This is a genomic window from Ruegeria sp. CDSC042 (assembly GCF_059610745.1).
On the sequence record NZ_JBXWOF010000005.1, the window covers coordinates 114,471 to 130,342 of the forward strand.

General features: G+C 57.8%; 13 protein-coding genes. 7 read left to right on the forward strand and 6 right to left on the reverse strand.

What is annotated here, in order from left to right; all coding sequences use genetic code 11:
* Nucleotides 1-2: 2 nt before the first annotated feature.
* The 6 genes from AC2FHX_RS12355 to AC2FHX_RS12380 all read right to left on the reverse strand — a co-directional run bounded on the left by AC2FHX_RS12355 (nucleotide 3) and on the right by AC2FHX_RS12380 (nucleotide 6,994).
* Nucleotides 3-770 carry an SDR family NAD(P)-dependent oxidoreductase gene (locus AC2FHX_RS12355; RefSeq protein WP_496691363.1) on the reverse strand — a complete coding sequence of 256 codons (768 nt, stop codon included), beginning with the start codon at nucleotides 768-770 and terminating at the stop codon, nucleotides 3-5.
* The gene (locus AC2FHX_RS12360; protein WP_496701930.1) at nucleotides 770-2,479 is read right to left on the reverse strand and encodes an IlvD/Edd family dehydratase; all 1,710 of its coding nucleotides are present in this window, start codon (nucleotides 2,477-2,479) and stop codon (nucleotides 770-772) included. The genes AC2FHX_RS12355 and AC2FHX_RS12360 overlap by 1 nt, the downstream gene beginning before the upstream one ends.
* Before the next feature lie 24 nt (nucleotides 2,480-2,503).
* The gene (locus tag AC2FHX_RS12365) at nucleotides 2,504-3,844 is read right to left on the reverse strand and encodes an alpha-glucosidase/alpha-galactosidase (RefSeq protein ID WP_496701928.1); all 1,341 of its coding nucleotides are present in this window, start codon (nucleotides 3,842-3,844) and stop codon (nucleotides 2,504-2,506) included.
* Nucleotides 3,845-3,866: 22 nt separating this feature from the next.
* Entirely contained in the window at nucleotides 3,867-4,715 is an 849-nt protein-coding gene (locus AC2FHX_RS12370) for a carbohydrate ABC transporter permease (protein WP_142636166.1), read from the reverse strand.
* 1 nt (nucleotide 4,716) lies between these two features.
* Nucleotides 4,717-5,640, reverse strand: coding sequence for a carbohydrate ABC transporter permease (locus tag AC2FHX_RS12375; protein ID WP_142636168.1), 924 nt, complete (start codon nucleotides 5,638-5,640; stop codon nucleotides 4,717-4,719).
* A 94-nt stretch (nucleotides 5,641-5,734) separates the two neighbouring features.
* Entirely contained in the window at nucleotides 5,735-6,994 is a 1,260-nt protein-coding gene (locus AC2FHX_RS12380) for an ABC transporter substrate-binding protein (protein WP_142636170.1), read from the reverse strand.
* Nucleotides 6,995-7,134: 140 nt separating this feature from the next.
* On the opposite strand from AC2FHX_RS12380, the gene AC2FHX_RS12385 reads away from it, so the two are divergent.
* The 7 genes from AC2FHX_RS12385 (at nucleotide 7,135) to AC2FHX_RS12415 (ending at nucleotide 15,746) form a co-directional block, all read left to right on the forward strand.
* A complete protein-coding gene (locus tag AC2FHX_RS12385; RefSeq protein WP_282021738.1) occupies nucleotides 7,135-7,941 on the forward strand; it encodes an IclR family transcriptional regulator in 807 nt (268 codons plus the stop codon).
* Nucleotides 7,938-8,996: an ABC transporter ATP-binding protein gene (locus tag AC2FHX_RS12390; protein WP_271948765.1), complete on the forward strand. Its 1,059-nt coding sequence runs from the start codon at nucleotides 7,938-7,940 to the stop codon at nucleotides 8,994-8,996. The genes AC2FHX_RS12385 and AC2FHX_RS12390 overlap by 4 nt, the downstream gene beginning before the upstream one ends.
* 159 nt (nucleotides 8,997-9,155) lie before the next feature.
* A complete protein-coding gene (locus AC2FHX_RS12395; protein ID WP_282021739.1) occupies nucleotides 9,156-10,115 on the forward strand; it encodes a dihydrodipicolinate synthase family protein in 960 nt (319 codons plus the stop codon).
* The gene (locus AC2FHX_RS12400; protein WP_281995061.1) at nucleotides 10,106-11,038 is read left to right on the forward strand and encodes a 4-hydroxyproline epimerase; all 933 of its coding nucleotides are present in this window, start codon (nucleotides 10,106-10,108) and stop codon (nucleotides 11,036-11,038) included. Before AC2FHX_RS12395 ends, AC2FHX_RS12400 begins: the two co-directional genes overlap by 10 nt.
* A complete protein-coding gene (locus tag AC2FHX_RS12405; protein WP_281995062.1) occupies nucleotides 11,035-12,273 on the forward strand; it encodes an NAD(P)/FAD-dependent oxidoreductase in 1,239 nt (412 codons plus the stop codon). Before AC2FHX_RS12400 ends, AC2FHX_RS12405 begins: the two co-directional genes overlap by 4 nt.
* Before the next feature lie 11 nt (nucleotides 12,274-12,284).
* Nucleotides 12,285-13,310 carry a trans-3-hydroxy-L-proline dehydratase gene (locus tag AC2FHX_RS12410; protein ID WP_496691358.1) on the forward strand — a complete coding sequence of 342 codons (1,026 nt, stop codon included), beginning with the start codon at nucleotides 12,285-12,287 and terminating at the stop codon, nucleotides 13,308-13,310.
* Between the two features lie 219 nt (nucleotides 13,311-13,529).
* Nucleotides 13,530-15,746 (forward strand): NADP-dependent isocitrate dehydrogenase, encoded by a 2,217-nt coding sequence (locus tag AC2FHX_RS12415; RefSeq protein ID WP_496701924.1) that lies wholly within the window; start codon nucleotides 13,530-13,532, stop codon nucleotides 15,744-15,746.
* The last annotated feature ends 126 nt before the right edge of the window (nucleotides 15,747-15,872 follow it).

The following is a 15,872-nucleotide window of genomic DNA, read 5'->3' on the forward strand; positions in this document are numbered from 1 at the left end:
TCTCATCCTGTTACTACAACACCGCCATCAACGGCCATGCATTGCCCGGTCATGGCGCGACTGGCTTCCGACGCAAGAAACAGGGTCGGTGCGATCATATCCTCGGGCGTCAGGTGGTCCTTTAGGCATTGGCGTTCCAGATGTGCGGCCAGATCTTCTGGCGTGGCCCACATGTCCAGCTGTTTCTGTGTCAGAACCCATCCGGGGGCCAGCGCATTAACGCGGATTTTCTGCGGGCCAAGCTCGCGCGCCAACGACCGGGTCATCCCGGTGATCCCGGCATTTGATGTCGTATAGATCGGATAACCGGAATTACCCATCATATAGCTGATCGAGCTGAAATTGATGATTGATCCGCCCTTGTCCTGCATTTGACGTGCGGCTTCTTGGCAGGCAAAGAAATACGCCTTCAGATTCACCTCGATCATCCAGTCCCAGAATTTGGGCGTGGTTTCGTCAAGCGAATGGCGTTTGTCGTTGGCGGCATTGTTGATCAGCACATCAAGGGGGCCATGGGCCTCGGCGGCTTTGGCCATTGTGGCGCGCAGCAGGTCGGTATCTGTCATGTCGCCTTGCAGAAACAGCGGCCCGCGCCCGTGCTTGGCGCGCATCTCATCAACAAAGGCACTAGCGTCGGAGCGCCCGATAAAGGCGACCTGCGCACCCTGCGCCAGAAATCCGTCCGTTAAAGCGGCCCCGACACCAGAACCACCTCCGGTGATAAAGACGGATGCACCGTTCAGGTCGTGGAAAGTGGCGGGTTGGTCCATCAGTGGCTCTCTCTGGTCACAAGGCGGGTGTCTTTGCCGACAAGAAAATCCAGGTCCGCACCCTGATCGGCCTGCAGGACGTGGTCTATGTAAAGCTTGGCATAGCCGCGGGTGTAATGCGGAGCATCCGGTTGCCATGCGGCGCGTCGGGCGTCCAGTTCAACTTGGTCAACCAGCAACTCGAGCGCGCCCTTGCTAGCGGATACACGGATACGGTCTCCGGTTTTGACCAGCGCCAGCGTGCCACCGGCCTGCGCCTCGGGGCTGACATGCAGGATGACCGTGCCAAAGGCGGTGCCGGACATCCGTGCGTCCGAGATACGGATCATGTCGCGCACACCGTCCTTCACCAGCTTGGCCGGGATCGGCATATTGCCAACCTCGGGCATGCCGGGATAACCCTTGGGTCCACAGCCTTTCAGCACCAATATGGTCTCGGGCGTCACCGGCAGGTCATCCCTGTCGATATTGGCCTTCATATCTTCGATGCTTTCGAAGACATGGGCCACAGCCTCGGTCTCCAACAGTGCGTCCGTGGCCGCCGAAGGTTTCACAATGGCCCCGTTCGGCGCCAGATTGCCGCGCAGCACACGCAGGCCTGCGGCAGGTTTTACTGGGTCGTTGAAGGGACGGATAACATCGCGGTTGAAACATTCTGCACCTTCGTAATGGGCCGAAATATCCTTGTTCAAAACCGTTTTGGCAGGTCGTAGGAAGGGTTTGAGTTCGTTTAAAACCACAGGCACGCCACCTGCATAGCAGAAATCCTCCATCAGGTATTGGCCCGAGGGCATACAGTTCACAAGCAGCGGGATATCCGACCCGATCTCAAAATCCTTCAGTGTCAAGTCGATGCCTACACGACCGGCCAAAGCCAGCAGATGCACCACGGCGTTCGTCGATCCGCCCACGGCAGCATTGGCCAGAATGGCGTTTTCAAATGCTTCTTTGGTCAGAATGTCCGAGGGTTTGAGGTCTTCATCCACCATCTCGACAATCCGCTTACCCGTCAGATGCGCCAGCGCCATTCGGCGAGCATCTACGGCGGGTAGCGCGGCGTTGGTGGGCAGGCTCATGCCCATCGCTTCGACCAGGGATGCCATGGTCGACGCGGTGCCCATGGTCATGCAGACACCGGCGCTGCGCGACATGCCGGATTCAGCACTCATGAAATCCTGCAGGGTCATTTCCCCGGCGCGCACGGCTTCGGAAAACTTCCATACATCCGTGCCCGAGCCGATATCCTGTCCGCGATACTTGCCGTTCAGCATCGGGCCGGAACTGACAACGATTGAGGGCAGATCGACCGAGGCGGCACCCATAAGTTGCCCCGGCGTAGTTTTGTCACAGCCACCCAGTAGAACCACGCCGTCAATCCCATAGGCGCGGATGGATTCCTCGACATCCATGGCCAGCAGGTTGCGAAACAGCATGGCGGTGGGCTTCATCTGCGTTTCACCCAGCGACATGACCGGGAATTCGACCGGGAAGCCGCCGGCCTCCCACACGCCGCGTTTGACGCCTTCGGCCAGATCGCGCAGGCCGGAATTGCACGGCGTCAGTTCGGACCATGTATTGCAGATGCCGATAATGGGACGCCCGTCAAAGGCATGGTCGGGAAAGCCCTGGTTCTTCATCCAGGACCGGTGGATGAAACCATCCTTGTCCAGCTTGCCGTACCAATGCTGCGAGCGGCGTTTTTTTGTCATTATTGTCAGCCCTTTAATATTTGGTCATGCCGCCTTGGCCGGTTTGCACCAGTCTGGCAACCAATCCGCATGCGCGATCAAAAGATCGCTGACCAGATTACGGATCTGGCGCAGGTCAAGCTCGGCGGCGGTATGTGGGTCCATCATGGCGGCGTGGTATATGTATTCGGGGTTCTGGTCGGTCAGCGCCCGCACGGTCAGTTCCTGCACGTTGATCTGGGTGCGCATCAGCGCAATCAGCTGCGGTGGGATGTCGGTCACGACCGAGGGTTGCACCCCGTTGCTGTCCACCAGGCACGGCGTTTCCACAGCAGCCCCCAAGGGCAGTTGCGGGATCTGGCCGGTATTGGGCAGGTTGCCATAGGCAGTATAGGGCGTATCGGTCACGATTGCGTTCATCAGGTCCGCCGCGAATTCGTGGCTGCGACATACCTCTACCGCACGCCCGTCGGTCAGGGTCTTGGCCTGTTCCTTCCAGTCCTCGACCTGCTCGACGCAGCGGGTGGGATATTCATCCAGCGGGATCGAGAACTGCTCGATCAGATCGTCGCGCCCATCCTTGATGAACCAGGGCACATATTCGGCCAGATGTTCCGAGCTTTCGGTGCAGAAATAGCCCAGATGCTCCATCACTTCGTACCGGACCTTGTTGGGGCAGCGTGGCATCAAAAGGGGCGGTTTCGGCAGTTGTCCACCGGCATATCCCTGTCGGAGCGCAGGATAGAGATCGCGGCCCCGATGCTCGAGCTTGAGGAAGAAAGCCACATGGTTGACGCCTGCGACCTTATAGCGAAACTCCTGCTTGGGCAGCTCCAGATCATGGGCCAGTTCCTCGACCGTGTTTTGCACCGAATGGCACAGTCCGACATGTTTCAATGTCGGAAACCGTTCGGCCAAAGCCCAGGTGTTGATCGCCATCGGGTTCACATATTGCAACAGCGTCGCGTTGGGGCAGAGCTGCATCATGTCCTGGGCCACGTCCCACAGGACCGGAACGGTCCGTAACCCGCGCATGATCCCTCCTACGCCCAGCGTATCGGCGATGGTCTGACGCAGGCCATATTGCTTGGGGATCTCGAAGTCAGTCACTGTGCAGGGGTCATACCCTCCGATCTGAAAGGCGGTAATCACGAAATCCGCCCCCTCCAATGCGGCGCGTCGATCGGTATGGGTGGTTATGGTGGCCCCCGTGCCGACCGTGCGCACCATGGCGCGGGCCACGGATTCGCTCTCAGCCAGGCGCTGTGTGTCGATATCCATCAAGGCAAAATGGCTGTCGGCCAGGGCGGGGGTCAAAAGGGCATCGCCCACGATATTGCGCATGAAGATCGTGGAACCGGCCCCGATAAAAGTGATTTTGGTCATCAGGCAAACCTTTAGCTTGATGTTATTTTACGGCACCGAGTGTCAGGCCCGCGATAAAATGTTTCTGCATCAGGAAGAACATAGCAACCGGCGGCAGCGCCGCGACAATGGAACCGGCACTCATCAGCTGATAGGCGGCGCGGAACTGCGCGTTAAAGCTGGTGATCCCTGCGGTTACAGGCTGGCTCTCAGCACCTTGCGTCAGCACTACAGCCCAGAAATAGTCGTTCCAGATGAAGGTAAAGATCAGCACACTGAGCGCCGCAATGGCGGGCTTCATCAGCGGCAGCACCACGTACCAGAAGATACGCCATTCACTGATCCCTTCGACCCGCGCCGCCTCGATCAGTTCAAAGGGCAGGGCGCGGATGAAATTCCGCATGAACAGGGTGCAAAACCCGGTCTGGAACGCGATGTGAAACAAGACCAGCCCGGTCTTGGTGTTGTACAGGCCCAAGTCTAGCGTCAGGTCGCGCACGGGCACCATGAGGATTTGGAAAGGCACGAAATTGCCCGCTACGAACAGGAAGAAGATCCAAAGGTTCGATTTGAATTTGTAGATGCCGAGTGCAAACCCCGTCATGCTACTGAGCGCGACGCACCCGATGACCGTGGGAACGGTGATCAGGAAGGAATTCATCAGATAGCGCGGCATATCCGAATTGAAAAACACCTGCCCATAGTTGAATGCGCCCTCAAAGCTGGACGGCATCCCCCAGTAGTTGGCATTGGTGAAATCCGCGGCGGGTTTGACCGAGAACAGGGCGACGGCCAGCAACGGCCCGAGCCACAAAAGCAAGGCCAGCGGCAGCAACGCCTGATAGGTGATCTGCGCTGCACGAGGTTGTTTTTCGATTGGCTTGGGAAACATCTCAGTGCCCCCTTTCTTCGCGGTACATTGACCACAGGAAATAACCGATGAAACACAGCATGATCAGGAACAGGATCACCGCGATAGCTGCGCCATATCCCATGCGGAATCCGTATTCGGACAAGGCGACCTCGAACATGTAATAGGCCAGCACGCGCGATGATCCGAACGGACCGCCCTGTGTCATGATTGAGATCAGGTCAAAGCTGCGAAGCGCGCCAATGATGGTGACGACAAAGGCAATGAAGGTGGCAGGGCGCAATTGCGGCAGGATGATATGCCACAACATCCGCCAGCTCTTGGCACCGTCCAGCCGCCCGGCTTCGATCTGTTCGGGGTCCACAGCGTTGAGGCCGGTCAGGTACAGGATCATGCAATAGGCGGTTTGTGGCCAGAGGCCAGCAAAGATGATGCCATAGGTGACGAAACGCTCGTCGCCCAGCACGTTCACCGGGCCCATGCCAAAGAATCCGAGGAATTCGTTCAACAGGCCGAATGTGGGGTCATAGAACCATGTGAACACTAGGCCAACAACTACCTGAGAAATCACGAAGGGGAAGAAAAACAGGGATTTATACAGGCGGATGCCCCAGACCGTCTGGTTCAGGAACAGCGCAATGAACAGACCCGCCGGAATCGCCGCCAGATAGAGCAGCAACCAGATCAGGTTGTTTTTGAGCGAGATGTAAAAGGCGTCCCGGTCCGACCATTCCCAGTACAGGTCTTCATAATTGCGAAATCCGACATATTCGGCAGCCCCCAGGCCGTCCCATTCGTAAAGCGACAGGTTGAAGGACTGAAAGACCGGAATGATCACATAGACCATAAAGAACAACAGGCCTGGGGCCAAAAATAACCAGGGCGCGATGCGCTGTTGGTTTCGGTGGAACCAGCTTTCTTGTTCGTGGGTATCGACGGCGGTCATGGGCGTCCCCGGTTTTGGTAGGCGGAGTAAGGCGGGTTGATACCCGCCTTACGCAGGTCATGGCTCAGGATGGGCTTTGCCAATCCTGACCGGTTCAGTTGTCGTAGATGCGCTGACGCGCCCGTTCGAGTTTGGCCAGGATTTTGTCCGCATTGTCTGGCTTGACCATGAATTCCTGGAAGCCTTCCATCGACGCCTTGGCCATTTCTGCCGGTGCGTCGCGGTCCCAGAACTGGGCGACTCCGCCCGGGCTGTTTGACGACAGCATGGTAAAGCCCTGCTGCAGGAACTTGTCGGCATCTACCGAGGACTGAGCATTGACCGGCAACTGGCCGAGATTCGAGCCATTGTTGATCTCGGTCTGTTCATCCGCAGACACAACGAAGCGCAGGAATTCACGGGCGGCTTCTTTGTTCGCCGCGTTTGACGGGATGTGGAACGTGTCGGTCGGTGCATCTTCGGCCAGTTCGACATCGGGGTTGATGGCAACAAACTGGTAGAAGTCCAGCTGGTCGTCACTCAGGCCCGCCTCACGCAGTGGCGCCACGGCGAAGTTGCCCATCAGATAAGCCGCCGCATCACCGTTGACCATAAAGGGCAGAGCTTCTTGCCAGCTATAGGTCTGGTGGTTGTCGATGAAGGCACCCATATCGATCAGCTGTTTCCAGTTGGCGAAGGTCTGCTTGACCCGGTCATCCTCCCAGCTGATTTCACCATTGGCCAGCTGGTTGTGGAAGTCATAGCCGTTGGTGCGCATGTTCAGGTAGTCGAACCAGCCACCGGCAGTCCACAGGAACTTGGTGCCGATCGTATAGCAGGCGCGACCTGAATCGACGATCTTCTGGCAATTCGCCAGCTCTTCTTCCCAGGTTGCGGGCTCGGTCAGACCCAGCTCGTCAAAGATGTCTTTGCGATAATAAACGCCCCACTGATAGTAGGTGTAGGGCACGCCCCATTGTTTGCCGTCGATCGTCATCGCACCTTTGGTTGAGGCCAGATTGTCCGCAATCGCAGGTTCCGCCCACAGGTCCGAGACGTCTTCGAACAGGCCAGCCTCGACATAGGGTTTCATCCGATTCGCCGCGTACCACGTGGCGACATCCGGCGTATCCGCAGTCAAGAAGTTGCGGATCTGGGTTTTGTAGGCCTCGCGGTCGATCACCGTTGTCTCGATGGCCAAATCCGGATGCTGTTGCTGAAATCTGTCGATCATTGCTTCCATCGTGGCCCGGGGTGCCGGGTTCGATGTGTCCAGGAATATCCGCAATTCGCCGGTAAGCTCGGCAGAGGCGGGAACAGCAAGTGCAACGCTCATGGCCAGCGCGGCCGTGGTGCGCTTGTAGATGGAATGCATGGTTTCCTCCCTTAGCTTCCATTTTAGTTCCATATATTGGAACTTAGTTTTATATGTTGAAAACTACACATCGACTCGGTTAGTCTTGTCAAGACCCTCGTGGCTGCGGCCGCAGGTTAATCGGAGGAGACAGAGCGCCCGTGGCAGGTGATGGAACAATAGGGAAAGCATGTGACGTGCTGGATCAGGTGGCCGCGTTTCAGCGGCCAATTCGCTTTGCGGAACTGCTGGAAAGCAGCCGCTTTCCCAAAGCAACGCTGTATCGGTTTCTGCAATCCCTTACCAATCAGGGGATGTTGTCCTATGACCCGGATAGGCAGACCTATGCGCCGGGTTTGAGGCTGGTTCGGCTGGCCCATGCGGCGTGGACGCAAAGCTCACTGGCGCCGATCGCAAGGCCGTTTCTTGATACGCTCAGCGGTGAAACGGGCGAGACTGTGCATCTGGCGCAGCTCGATTCTGGTCAGGTTCTGTATGTCGATAAGCGCAATGCTGCCCAGCCGGTTGAGATGTATTCACAGGCGGGCAAGGTCGGACCGGCCTATTGTACAGGTGTGGGCAAGGCGATGATGGCCTTTCTGGACGAGGCTGAGCTGAACAAGGTGATCTCACAGCAAAGCTTTCACCGGTTTACGGATAAGACCTTGGCCTCGGAAGCTGCGCTGCGGTCCGATCTAGAGCTGATCCACAGCCGGGGCTACGCCCTGGACGATGAAGAACACGAGACGGGGATCATTTGTGTTGCCTGCCCGATCCGAACGCCGGGCGGGCGGATGCTGGGTGCAATATCGGTGACCGGCTCGACCGAGCGGATGAATTTCGACCAGCTCGAGGCTTGGATTCCCCGCGTGCGCCGGGTGGCCGATCAAATCGCGGCCGAAGCTCAGGCCTGGCGGTTCCCTGAAACACGCCCCGATGGCCAGAAGGACAGGATACAAGCGACATGACCGGAGTAACTCTGAACCAAACGATTAAGCGGTATGGCCAGACACAGGTGATTCACGGGATCGACCTCGAAATCGAGGATGGTGAATTCTGTGTCTTTGTTGGCCCATCGGGATGTGGAAAATCCACTTTATTGCGGATGATCGCAGGGCTTGAGGAAACGACCGAGGGCCAGATTCACATCGGGGCGCGTGAGGTGACGCATCAGGACCCGGCGAAACGGGGCGTGGCGATGGTGTTCCAGACCTATGCCCTGTACCCGCATATGACTGTGGCCGAGAATATGGGGTTTGGCCTGCGGATGAACGGCGTGGCAAAAGCCGAGATCGACAGGAAGGTTCAGGAAGCCTCGGGTATCCTGAAGCTGGACCAGTACCTGAAGCGCAAACCCAAGGCCCTGTCGGGTGGTCAGCGCCAACGCGTTGCCATCGGGCGTGCGATTGTGCGCGGCCCCGAGGTGTTTCTGTTCGATGAACCTCTGTCCAACCTGGACGCCGAATTGCGCGTTGAGATGCGTGTGGAAATTGCCCGGCTTCACAATGAAATTGGCGCGACCATGATCTATGTGACTCACGATCAGGTCGAGGCGATGACCATGGCCGATAAGATCGTGGTGCTGCGCGATGGTCGGATCGAACAGGTTGGTGCGCCGATGGATCTGTATCGGGATCCAGATAACAAGTTTGTAGCAGGGTTCATTGGCTCGCCTGCCATGAATTTTCTGGATTGCGACATCGTTGATGGTCAGGTGACTCATCCGGCGATCACTCAGCCTCTGCCTGTCCCAGCATCGGTTCCTTTGGGTCTGTCTCGGGTCACGCTGGGTATCCGCCCGGAACATATTCAGGTTGATCGGTCGGGCGATACCTGCACCGTTGATCTGACCGAGGCGCTTGGCGGTGTCAGCTATTCCTATTTGCTGACATCGAATGGCGACAAGCTTATCGTTGAAGAGCGCGAAGACGAGCGCAGTAAGCAGGGTACACGCATCGGTATTTCGATCCGCCCGGAACGCACCATGCTGTTTGATCCTGAAACCGGTCTGCGGTTGAGATAATCGCCGTTTAGACAGTCAAAAACACCCGCGTCAGACGAAAGGTCCAACGCGGGCTTTTTGCGTCGAATTATGTATGGATTTTGTATCCAATATCCGTTATCGCGTGAAAACGGGCGCATGACGCCTATCTGGACCCCTGTAACTAGAGGATAGCACCGTATGTCGACCAATGTATTTAGCGGTACGATGCCCGCGCTCATGACCCCTTGCTCGGCGGATCGGCAGCCGGATTTCGACGCACTTGTTCGCAAGGGCAAGCAAATGATCGACGCAGGCATGTCTGCGGTCGTCTATTGCGGATCCATGGGCGACTGGCCGCTTTTGACGGATGCACAGCGCATGGAAGGGGTGGAACGTCTGGTGGATGCCGGGTTACCGGTTGTGGTCGGAACCGGGGCAATCAACACCAAATCCGCCGAGGCCCACGCAGCACATGCGCAAAAGGTCGGCGCTGTCGGGTTGATGGTCATTCCCCGGGTTCTGTCCCGAGGGAGCTCATCAACTGCGCAAAAGAACCATTTCAAGGCAATCCTGTCTGCTGCGCCGGACGTGCCGGCAATTATCTACAACAGCCCATACTATGGTTTCGCAACAAAGGCTGATCTGTTCTTTGCCCTGCGTGCCGAACACCCTAACCTCATTGGGTTCAAGGAATTCGGAGGCAAGGACGATCTGCGCTATGCAGCGGAAAACATCACCAGTCAGGATGATGATGTGACGTTGATGGTGGGTGTGGACACCGAGGTTTACCACGGTTTCGTCAACTGTGGGGCAACCGGGTCGATCACCGGGATCGGAACGGCCCTCCCACGTGAGGCGTTGCTGTTGGCTGCGCTTTCTCAAAAGGCCGCGCGGGGCGATGCCGAAGCCCGATCACGGGCGCAAGAACTGACCGAGGCCATTCAGGTGCTGTCCAGTTTTGATGAGGGCCCGGATCTTGTGCTGTATTACAAGCATCTTCTGGTGTTGAACGGGGAAGAGGAATACCGCCTGCATTTCAATGAAACTGACGCCCTGACAGATGCACAGCGGAATTATTGCGAACAGCAATACGCGTTGTTTGGGGCTTGGTTCGCCGATTGGTTGAAACAAGGTGGGGTGATCGCAGAATGCATGTGATCGACAGCCACACCGGAGGAGAACCGACCCGGGTCATCCTCGATGGTGCACCAGATCTGGGCTCTGGCCCTCTGGCTGAACGCGCCCGGCGGCTGGACACCGAATACAGGGATTTCTATCGTTCGGTCATGCTTGAACCGCGCGGACAACCGGCCATGGTCGCGGCCTTGTTGGTGGAACCGGTTGATCCAACCTGTGTCACCGGCGTGATCTATTTTGATGTCGATGCTGTTTTGGGAATGTGCGGCCACGGAACCATTGGCCTGACCGTGACGCTGGCGCATCTTGGTCGGATCGATGTTGGAATACATCGGATCGAAACGCCAGCCGGAGTTGTCACGGTCGAACTGCACGATGCCAATACTGTCACGGTCACGAATATCGAAAGCCGCCGCGTTCACAGCGACATTTCACTTCATGTGCCCGGTTTCGGTGAGGTTGCAGGGGATGTGGCCTATGGTGGAAACTGGTTCTTTATCGTCGATCCAAGCCCGCTTTCCGTTATTCCGGCCAATATTCGGGAACTGACCGATAGGGCCGTTGCTATCCGCAAAGCCTCGATCGCGCAGGGGGTTGGGGGCGAGCAGGGTGAACCGATTGATCATGTAATCTTTCAGGACGCATCGCCCGAGCAAGCGATTCACAGCCGCAACTTTGTTCTGTGCCCGGATGACAATTACGACCGGTCGCCCTGTGGCACCGGCAGCTCTGCTCGGCTGGCCTGTCTGGCCGCTGAGGGTCTATTGGCCCCGGGGCAGGAAATCGTCCAGCAAAGTGTGATCGGCAGCACCTATCGCTTGTCCTATCAGGCTGGGTCCAATGGCGGTGTTATCCCCTCGATCACCGGGCAGGCCTATGTCATGGCGGAGTCGCGGTTGATTTTTGAAGCGGCTGATCCATTCCGTTCGGGGATTGAGGTATGACCCAGCAGATCGTCGTCATCGGAGCTGGTGTGATTGGCATGACCATTGCGCTGGAACTACAGCGCCGGGGTCATGCCGTGTTGGTCCTGGACAAGGAAGGCGTCGCCGCGCAGACCTCGGCCGGAAATGCCGGGGCCTTTGCTTTTTCCGAGGTTGAGCCTCTGGCAACGCCCGGCATCATGAAAAAGGCACCGAAGTGGCTGCTGGACCCGTTGGGGCCGTTGTCGATCCCGCCTGCATATGCATTGCAGATTGCGCCCTGGATGTACCGTTTCTGGCGCGCGAGCCAGCCCGGTCGCTATGCCGAGCTGTTGGCCGCTCAGGCCAGCCTCATGAAAGTGTCCAGCGCCGCGCTTGAACGGTTGATCCCAGCGGTTGACGGCGAGGCGATGATGCAGCGCGACGGTCAGATGCAGCTCTATGAATCCGAGGCCGAATACCGCGCAAGCCTGCCCGCCTGGGAGGTGCGCCGCCAGCATGGTATCGACTTTGAATTGCTGGAAAGCCCTCAGGCGATTGCCGAAAAACAGCCGGGCCTCAGCCCTCGGTTCACTCATGCGGGATTTACGCCCAACTGGTTGAATACCGTTGATCCCAAGAAATGGGTCGAGCGCCTTGCCCAGACCTTTCAAAGCCGGCAAGGTCGGATCGAGCGGCGCGATATTCAGGCGTTGGTGCCACAGCAAAGTGGCATGCGCCTTGAAACGGCGGAAGGGCCCGTGGACGCGGCGAAAGTGGTCGTGGCTGCTGGCGCATGGTCTCATCACATCGCTAGAACTCTTGGTGACCGGTTCCCGCTTGAAACCGAGCGTGGATACAACACGACCCTGCCCGAAGGTGCATTTGATCTGCGGATGCACTTGTCCTTCTCGCGGCATGGGTTCGTTGCCAGCCGGATCAACAATGGCGTCAGGATCGGCGGCGCGGTCGAGTTGGGCGGTCTGAACCTCGCCCCCAATTTCAAACGAGCCGACACGTTATTGCACAAAGCCGAAGAGTTTCTACCCGGCCTCAAGACCGAAGGAGGCACGCAATGGATGGGGTTCCGGCCGTCGATGCCTGACAGCATCCCGGTCATCGGTATTTCTCCAAATGCGTCTGGCGTGTTCTATGCGTTCGGCCATGGGCATCTTGGGCTGACCCAATCCGCAGGCACGGCCGAACTTGTTGGGGCCATGGTTGACCGTCAGGCCCCCCCGATATCGCCAGCCCCCTTTGCTGCTGGCCGGTTCTGAGGGAGGGGGTCGTGCGCAGTATCAAAACTCTCCACGTGATCTCCGCCCATGCCGAAGGCGAGGTCGGAGATGTCATCGTTGGCGGTGTTCTTCCGCCACCCGGTGATACCTTATGGGAGCAGCGGTCGTTCATCGCGCGTGACCAGTCCTTGCGCAACTTTGTCCTGAATGAACCGCGCGGGGGTGTATTTCATCATGTAAACCTGTTGGTACCACCAAAACATCCGCAAGCAGATGCAGGCTTCATTATCATGGAGCCCGAAGACACACCGCCCATGTCTGGTTCAAACTCGATCTGTGTGGCCACCGTGCTGCTGGATAGCGGGATCATTCCGATGCAGGAACCGGTTACACATCTGACGCTTGAGGCACCGGGCGGGCTGGTCTCGGTGCGCGCCGAATGCCGGAATGGAAAGGCTGAGCGCATATTTGTGCAGAACCTGCCCAGCTTTGCAGACCGGATCTCCGTTCCGCTAGAGGTGCCGGGCCTTGGTACCCTGACCGTGGACACGGCCTATGGGGGCGACAGTTTCGTGGTCGTCGATGCAGCGGCGCTTGGGTTCGACATTGTACAAGACGAAGCGCGTGACATTGCGCGGCTGGGTGTAGCGATCACCAATGCGGCCAACGAACAAATTGGGTTTACGCATCCCGAAAACCCGGACTGGAATCACATTTCATTCTGCGCTTTTTGTGGCCCGACCGAGCGGGTCGCAAATGGCCTGCGCGGAAAATCCGCTGTGGCGATCCAGCCGGGCAAAGTTGATCGGTCCCCTACCGGTACCGCAGTTTCTGCCCGTATGGCTTTGATGGCCGCCAAGGGAGAAATGGCGGTCGGGCGAACTTTCCAGGCGGTTTCGATCATAGGCTCGTCTTTCACCGGACAGATCGTCGAGGCCACAACGATCGGGGGGCGTGCCGCGATCATTCCCGAGATCAGTGGCCGCGGATGGATTACCGGTACACATCAACACATGCTTGACCCGGACGATCCCTGGCCGGGCGGATATAAGCTCAGCGATACTTGGGGCGTCTGAATTTTGCCCATTGGCAAGCAGTTTGGATGATTTTCCGCAAACCGTGTCAAAATGCGCGGTCTCTGGCGATTGATCCCAAGGCAAACGTCATTTAAGGGAGGCCCTGTCAATACAGAGTCATCCCGGGACGGCAGTCTTGTAACGTCCCTTAAGTGCCACATCGACGTGGCCCCAACTCTTGGATCGCACGCCCCGAAAGGCTTAAAAAGGTAAAAGAATATGGCAGATAAATCGAACTTCGACATATTGTATACCATTGTAGACGAAGCGCCCGAGCTGGCCAGCGCCTCATTCCTACCCATCATTCGAAAGTTTGCATCCGCCGCCGGTGTCAGCGTCGGAACCAAGGATATTTCACTTGCTGGGCGGATTATTTCGACCTTCCCCGAAAAGCTAACAGATGCGCAGCGCATCACCGATGATCTGGCCGCATTGGGTGAGTTGGTGAAGACACCCGATGCCAATGTGATCAAGCTGCCCAACATCTCGGCCTCGGTGCCGCAGCTGGTGGCCGCCGTCGAAGAGTTGCAAGCACAGGGTTATGACATCCCGAGCTATCCCGAAGAACCTGCGACTGACGAAGAAAAAGCGATCCGCACGCGGTATGATGCTATCAAGGGTTCGGCTGTGAACCCGGTTCTGCGCGAAGGTAACAGCGACCGTCGCGCCGCGCGCGCCGTCAAGAATTATGCCCAGAAGAACCCGCATTCGATGGGTACATGGGCCGCGGACAGCAAGACTAAAGTCTCGTCCATGTCCGGCAATGATTTCTACGCGAACGAGAAATCGGCCACCATCACTGCGGCGCAAGCCGGTGACGCCAAAATCGAATTTGTCGGACAAGACGGCAGTACTACGGTTCTGAAAGACAGCTGGCCGCTGGCCGAGGGCACCGTTGCCGATTCGACCTTCATGTCCGTCAATGCGCTGTCGTCTTTCCTGGCCGAGGCCATCGAAGACACCAAAAAAGACGGCACCATGTTCTCGCTTCACCTGAAGGCCACAATGATGAAGGTCAGCGACCCGATCATCTTCGGCTATGCGGTCAAGGCGTGGCTTGCCCCGGTATTCGAGGCCTATGGCGCTGAACTGGATGCGCTGGGTGTGAACCCGAACTCGGGTCTGGGCGATCTGCTGGAGCGGGTTGCAGGCAACGCCGATATCATGGCCGCCATTGACGCGATCAAGGGCGACCGCCCGTCCATGTATATGGTTGACAGCGACAAGGGTATCACCAACCTGCACGTGCCGTCTGATGTGATCATCGACGCCTCGATGCCTGCCGTGATCCGTGCTGGTGGCAAGGGTTGGGACGAAACCGGGTCCAAGGGTGACACCAACTGTGTGATCCCCGACCGCTGCTATGCGTCTATTTATGATGAATCCGTCAAATTCTTCAAAGCCAATGGCGCGCTGAACCCAGCCACCGTCGGAGCTGTGGCCAATGTGGGTCTGATGGCACAGAAAGCCGAAGAATACGGCAGCCACCCGACAACATTCCAGGCGCCTGCGAATGGAACCATTCGTATCGTTCTGGCAAATGGCGAGACACTGCACGAGCATGCGGTTGAAAAGGGCGACATCTGGCGTGCCTGCACCGTGAAGAGGGCTCCGATTGAGAACTGGATTCAACTGGCGATGGACCGTCAGCGTCTGACCGGATCCGAGGCGATCTTCTGGCTGGATGCAAACCGTGCCCATGATGCCGAACTGATCAAATCCGTCCAACCCGCACTGGAAGCTGCTGGCGTGGCGGACAAGTTCCAAATCCTGGCACCGCGTGAGGCGACCCGCCAGTCGTTGGAGACCATCACCGCCGGTAACGACAGCATCGCCATCACCGGCAACGTGCTGCGTGACTATCTGACCGACCTGTTCCCGATCCTTGAGTTGGGCACATCGGCCAAGATGCTGTCGATCGTCAAGCTGATGCAGGGCGGCGGATTGTTCGAAACCGGCGCGGGTGGCTCTGCCCCGAAACACGTGCAGCAGCTGGTCGAGGAAAACCACCTGCGCTGGGACTCGATGGGTGAGTTCTGCGCGCTTGGCGAGTCTTTGAATTTCCTGGCCGACAGCAAAGGCAACGCCAAAGCCGGAGTTCTTGGCGCCGCTGCCGAGGCCGCAACGCAGGGCATTCTGGACAACAACAAGTCGCCCAGCCGCAAAGTCGGGCAGCCGGATAACCGCGACAGCCACTATTGGTTCGCGCGCTATTGGGCCGAGGCGCTGGCCGCGCAATCCGATGATGCTGATCTGGCCGCCGAGTTTGCGCCGATTGCTGCAGAGTTGGCCGCGAAAGAACAGCAGATCCTATCCGAACTGGCCAACGCGCAAGGGGCAGCGGCAGATCTGGGTGGTTACTATCACACCAACCCGACCAAGACTGCAGCAGTCATGCGCCCGAGCGCGACACTCAATGGTATCATTGACGGGTAATCCAGGTGCCCTGTCCTGATTTGGGCAGGGTTCTGAACCTGACGTAAAAACTAAAAAGGGACCGACCCCCAAAGTCAGTCCCTTTTTGAGCGAGTGGGGAGGCCGAAGCCTCTCCGGTGTAGTTGC

Excerpts from the sequence above, each read along its gene's own strand:
- AC2FHX_RS12380 (WP_142636170.1), bottom strand. The coding sequence starts at position 6,994 with ATGCATTCCATCTACAAGCGCACCACGGCCGCGCTGGCCATGAGCGTT.
- AC2FHX_RS12365 (WP_496701928.1), bottom strand. The coding sequence starts at position 3,844 with ATGACCAAAATCACTTTTATCGGGGCCGGTTCCACGATCTTCATGCGC.
- AC2FHX_RS12375 (WP_142636168.1), bottom strand. The coding sequence starts at position 5,640 with ATGACCGCCGTCGATACCCACGAACAAGAAAGCTGGTTCCACCGAAAC.
- AC2FHX_RS12370 (WP_142636166.1), bottom strand. The coding sequence starts at position 4,715 with ATGTTTCCCAAGCCAATCGAAAAACAACCTCGTGCAGCGCAGATCACC.
- AC2FHX_RS12395 (WP_282021739.1), top strand. The coding sequence starts at position 9,156 with ATGTCGACCAATGTATTTAGCGGTACGATGCCCGCGCTCATGACCCCT.
- AC2FHX_RS12415 (WP_496701924.1), top strand. The coding sequence starts at position 13,530 with ATGGCAGATAAATCGAACTTCGACATATTGTATACCATTGTAGACGAA.
- AC2FHX_RS12355 (WP_496691363.1), bottom strand. The coding sequence starts at position 770 with ATGGACCAACCCGCCACTTTCCACGACCTGAACGGTGCATCCGTCTTT.
- AC2FHX_RS12360 (WP_496701930.1), bottom strand. The coding sequence starts at position 2,479 with ATGACAAAAAAACGCCGCTCGCAGCATTGGTACGGCAAGCTGGACAAG.
- AC2FHX_RS12405 (WP_281995062.1), top strand. The coding sequence starts at position 11,035 with ATGACCCAGCAGATCGTCGTCATCGGAGCTGGTGTGATTGGCATGACC.
- AC2FHX_RS12390 (WP_271948765.1), top strand. The coding sequence starts at position 7,938 with ATGACCGGAGTAACTCTGAACCAAACGATTAAGCGGTATGGCCAGACA.
- AC2FHX_RS12400 (WP_281995061.1), top strand. The coding sequence starts at position 10,106 with ATGCATGTGATCGACAGCCACACCGGAGGAGAACCGACCCGGGTCATC.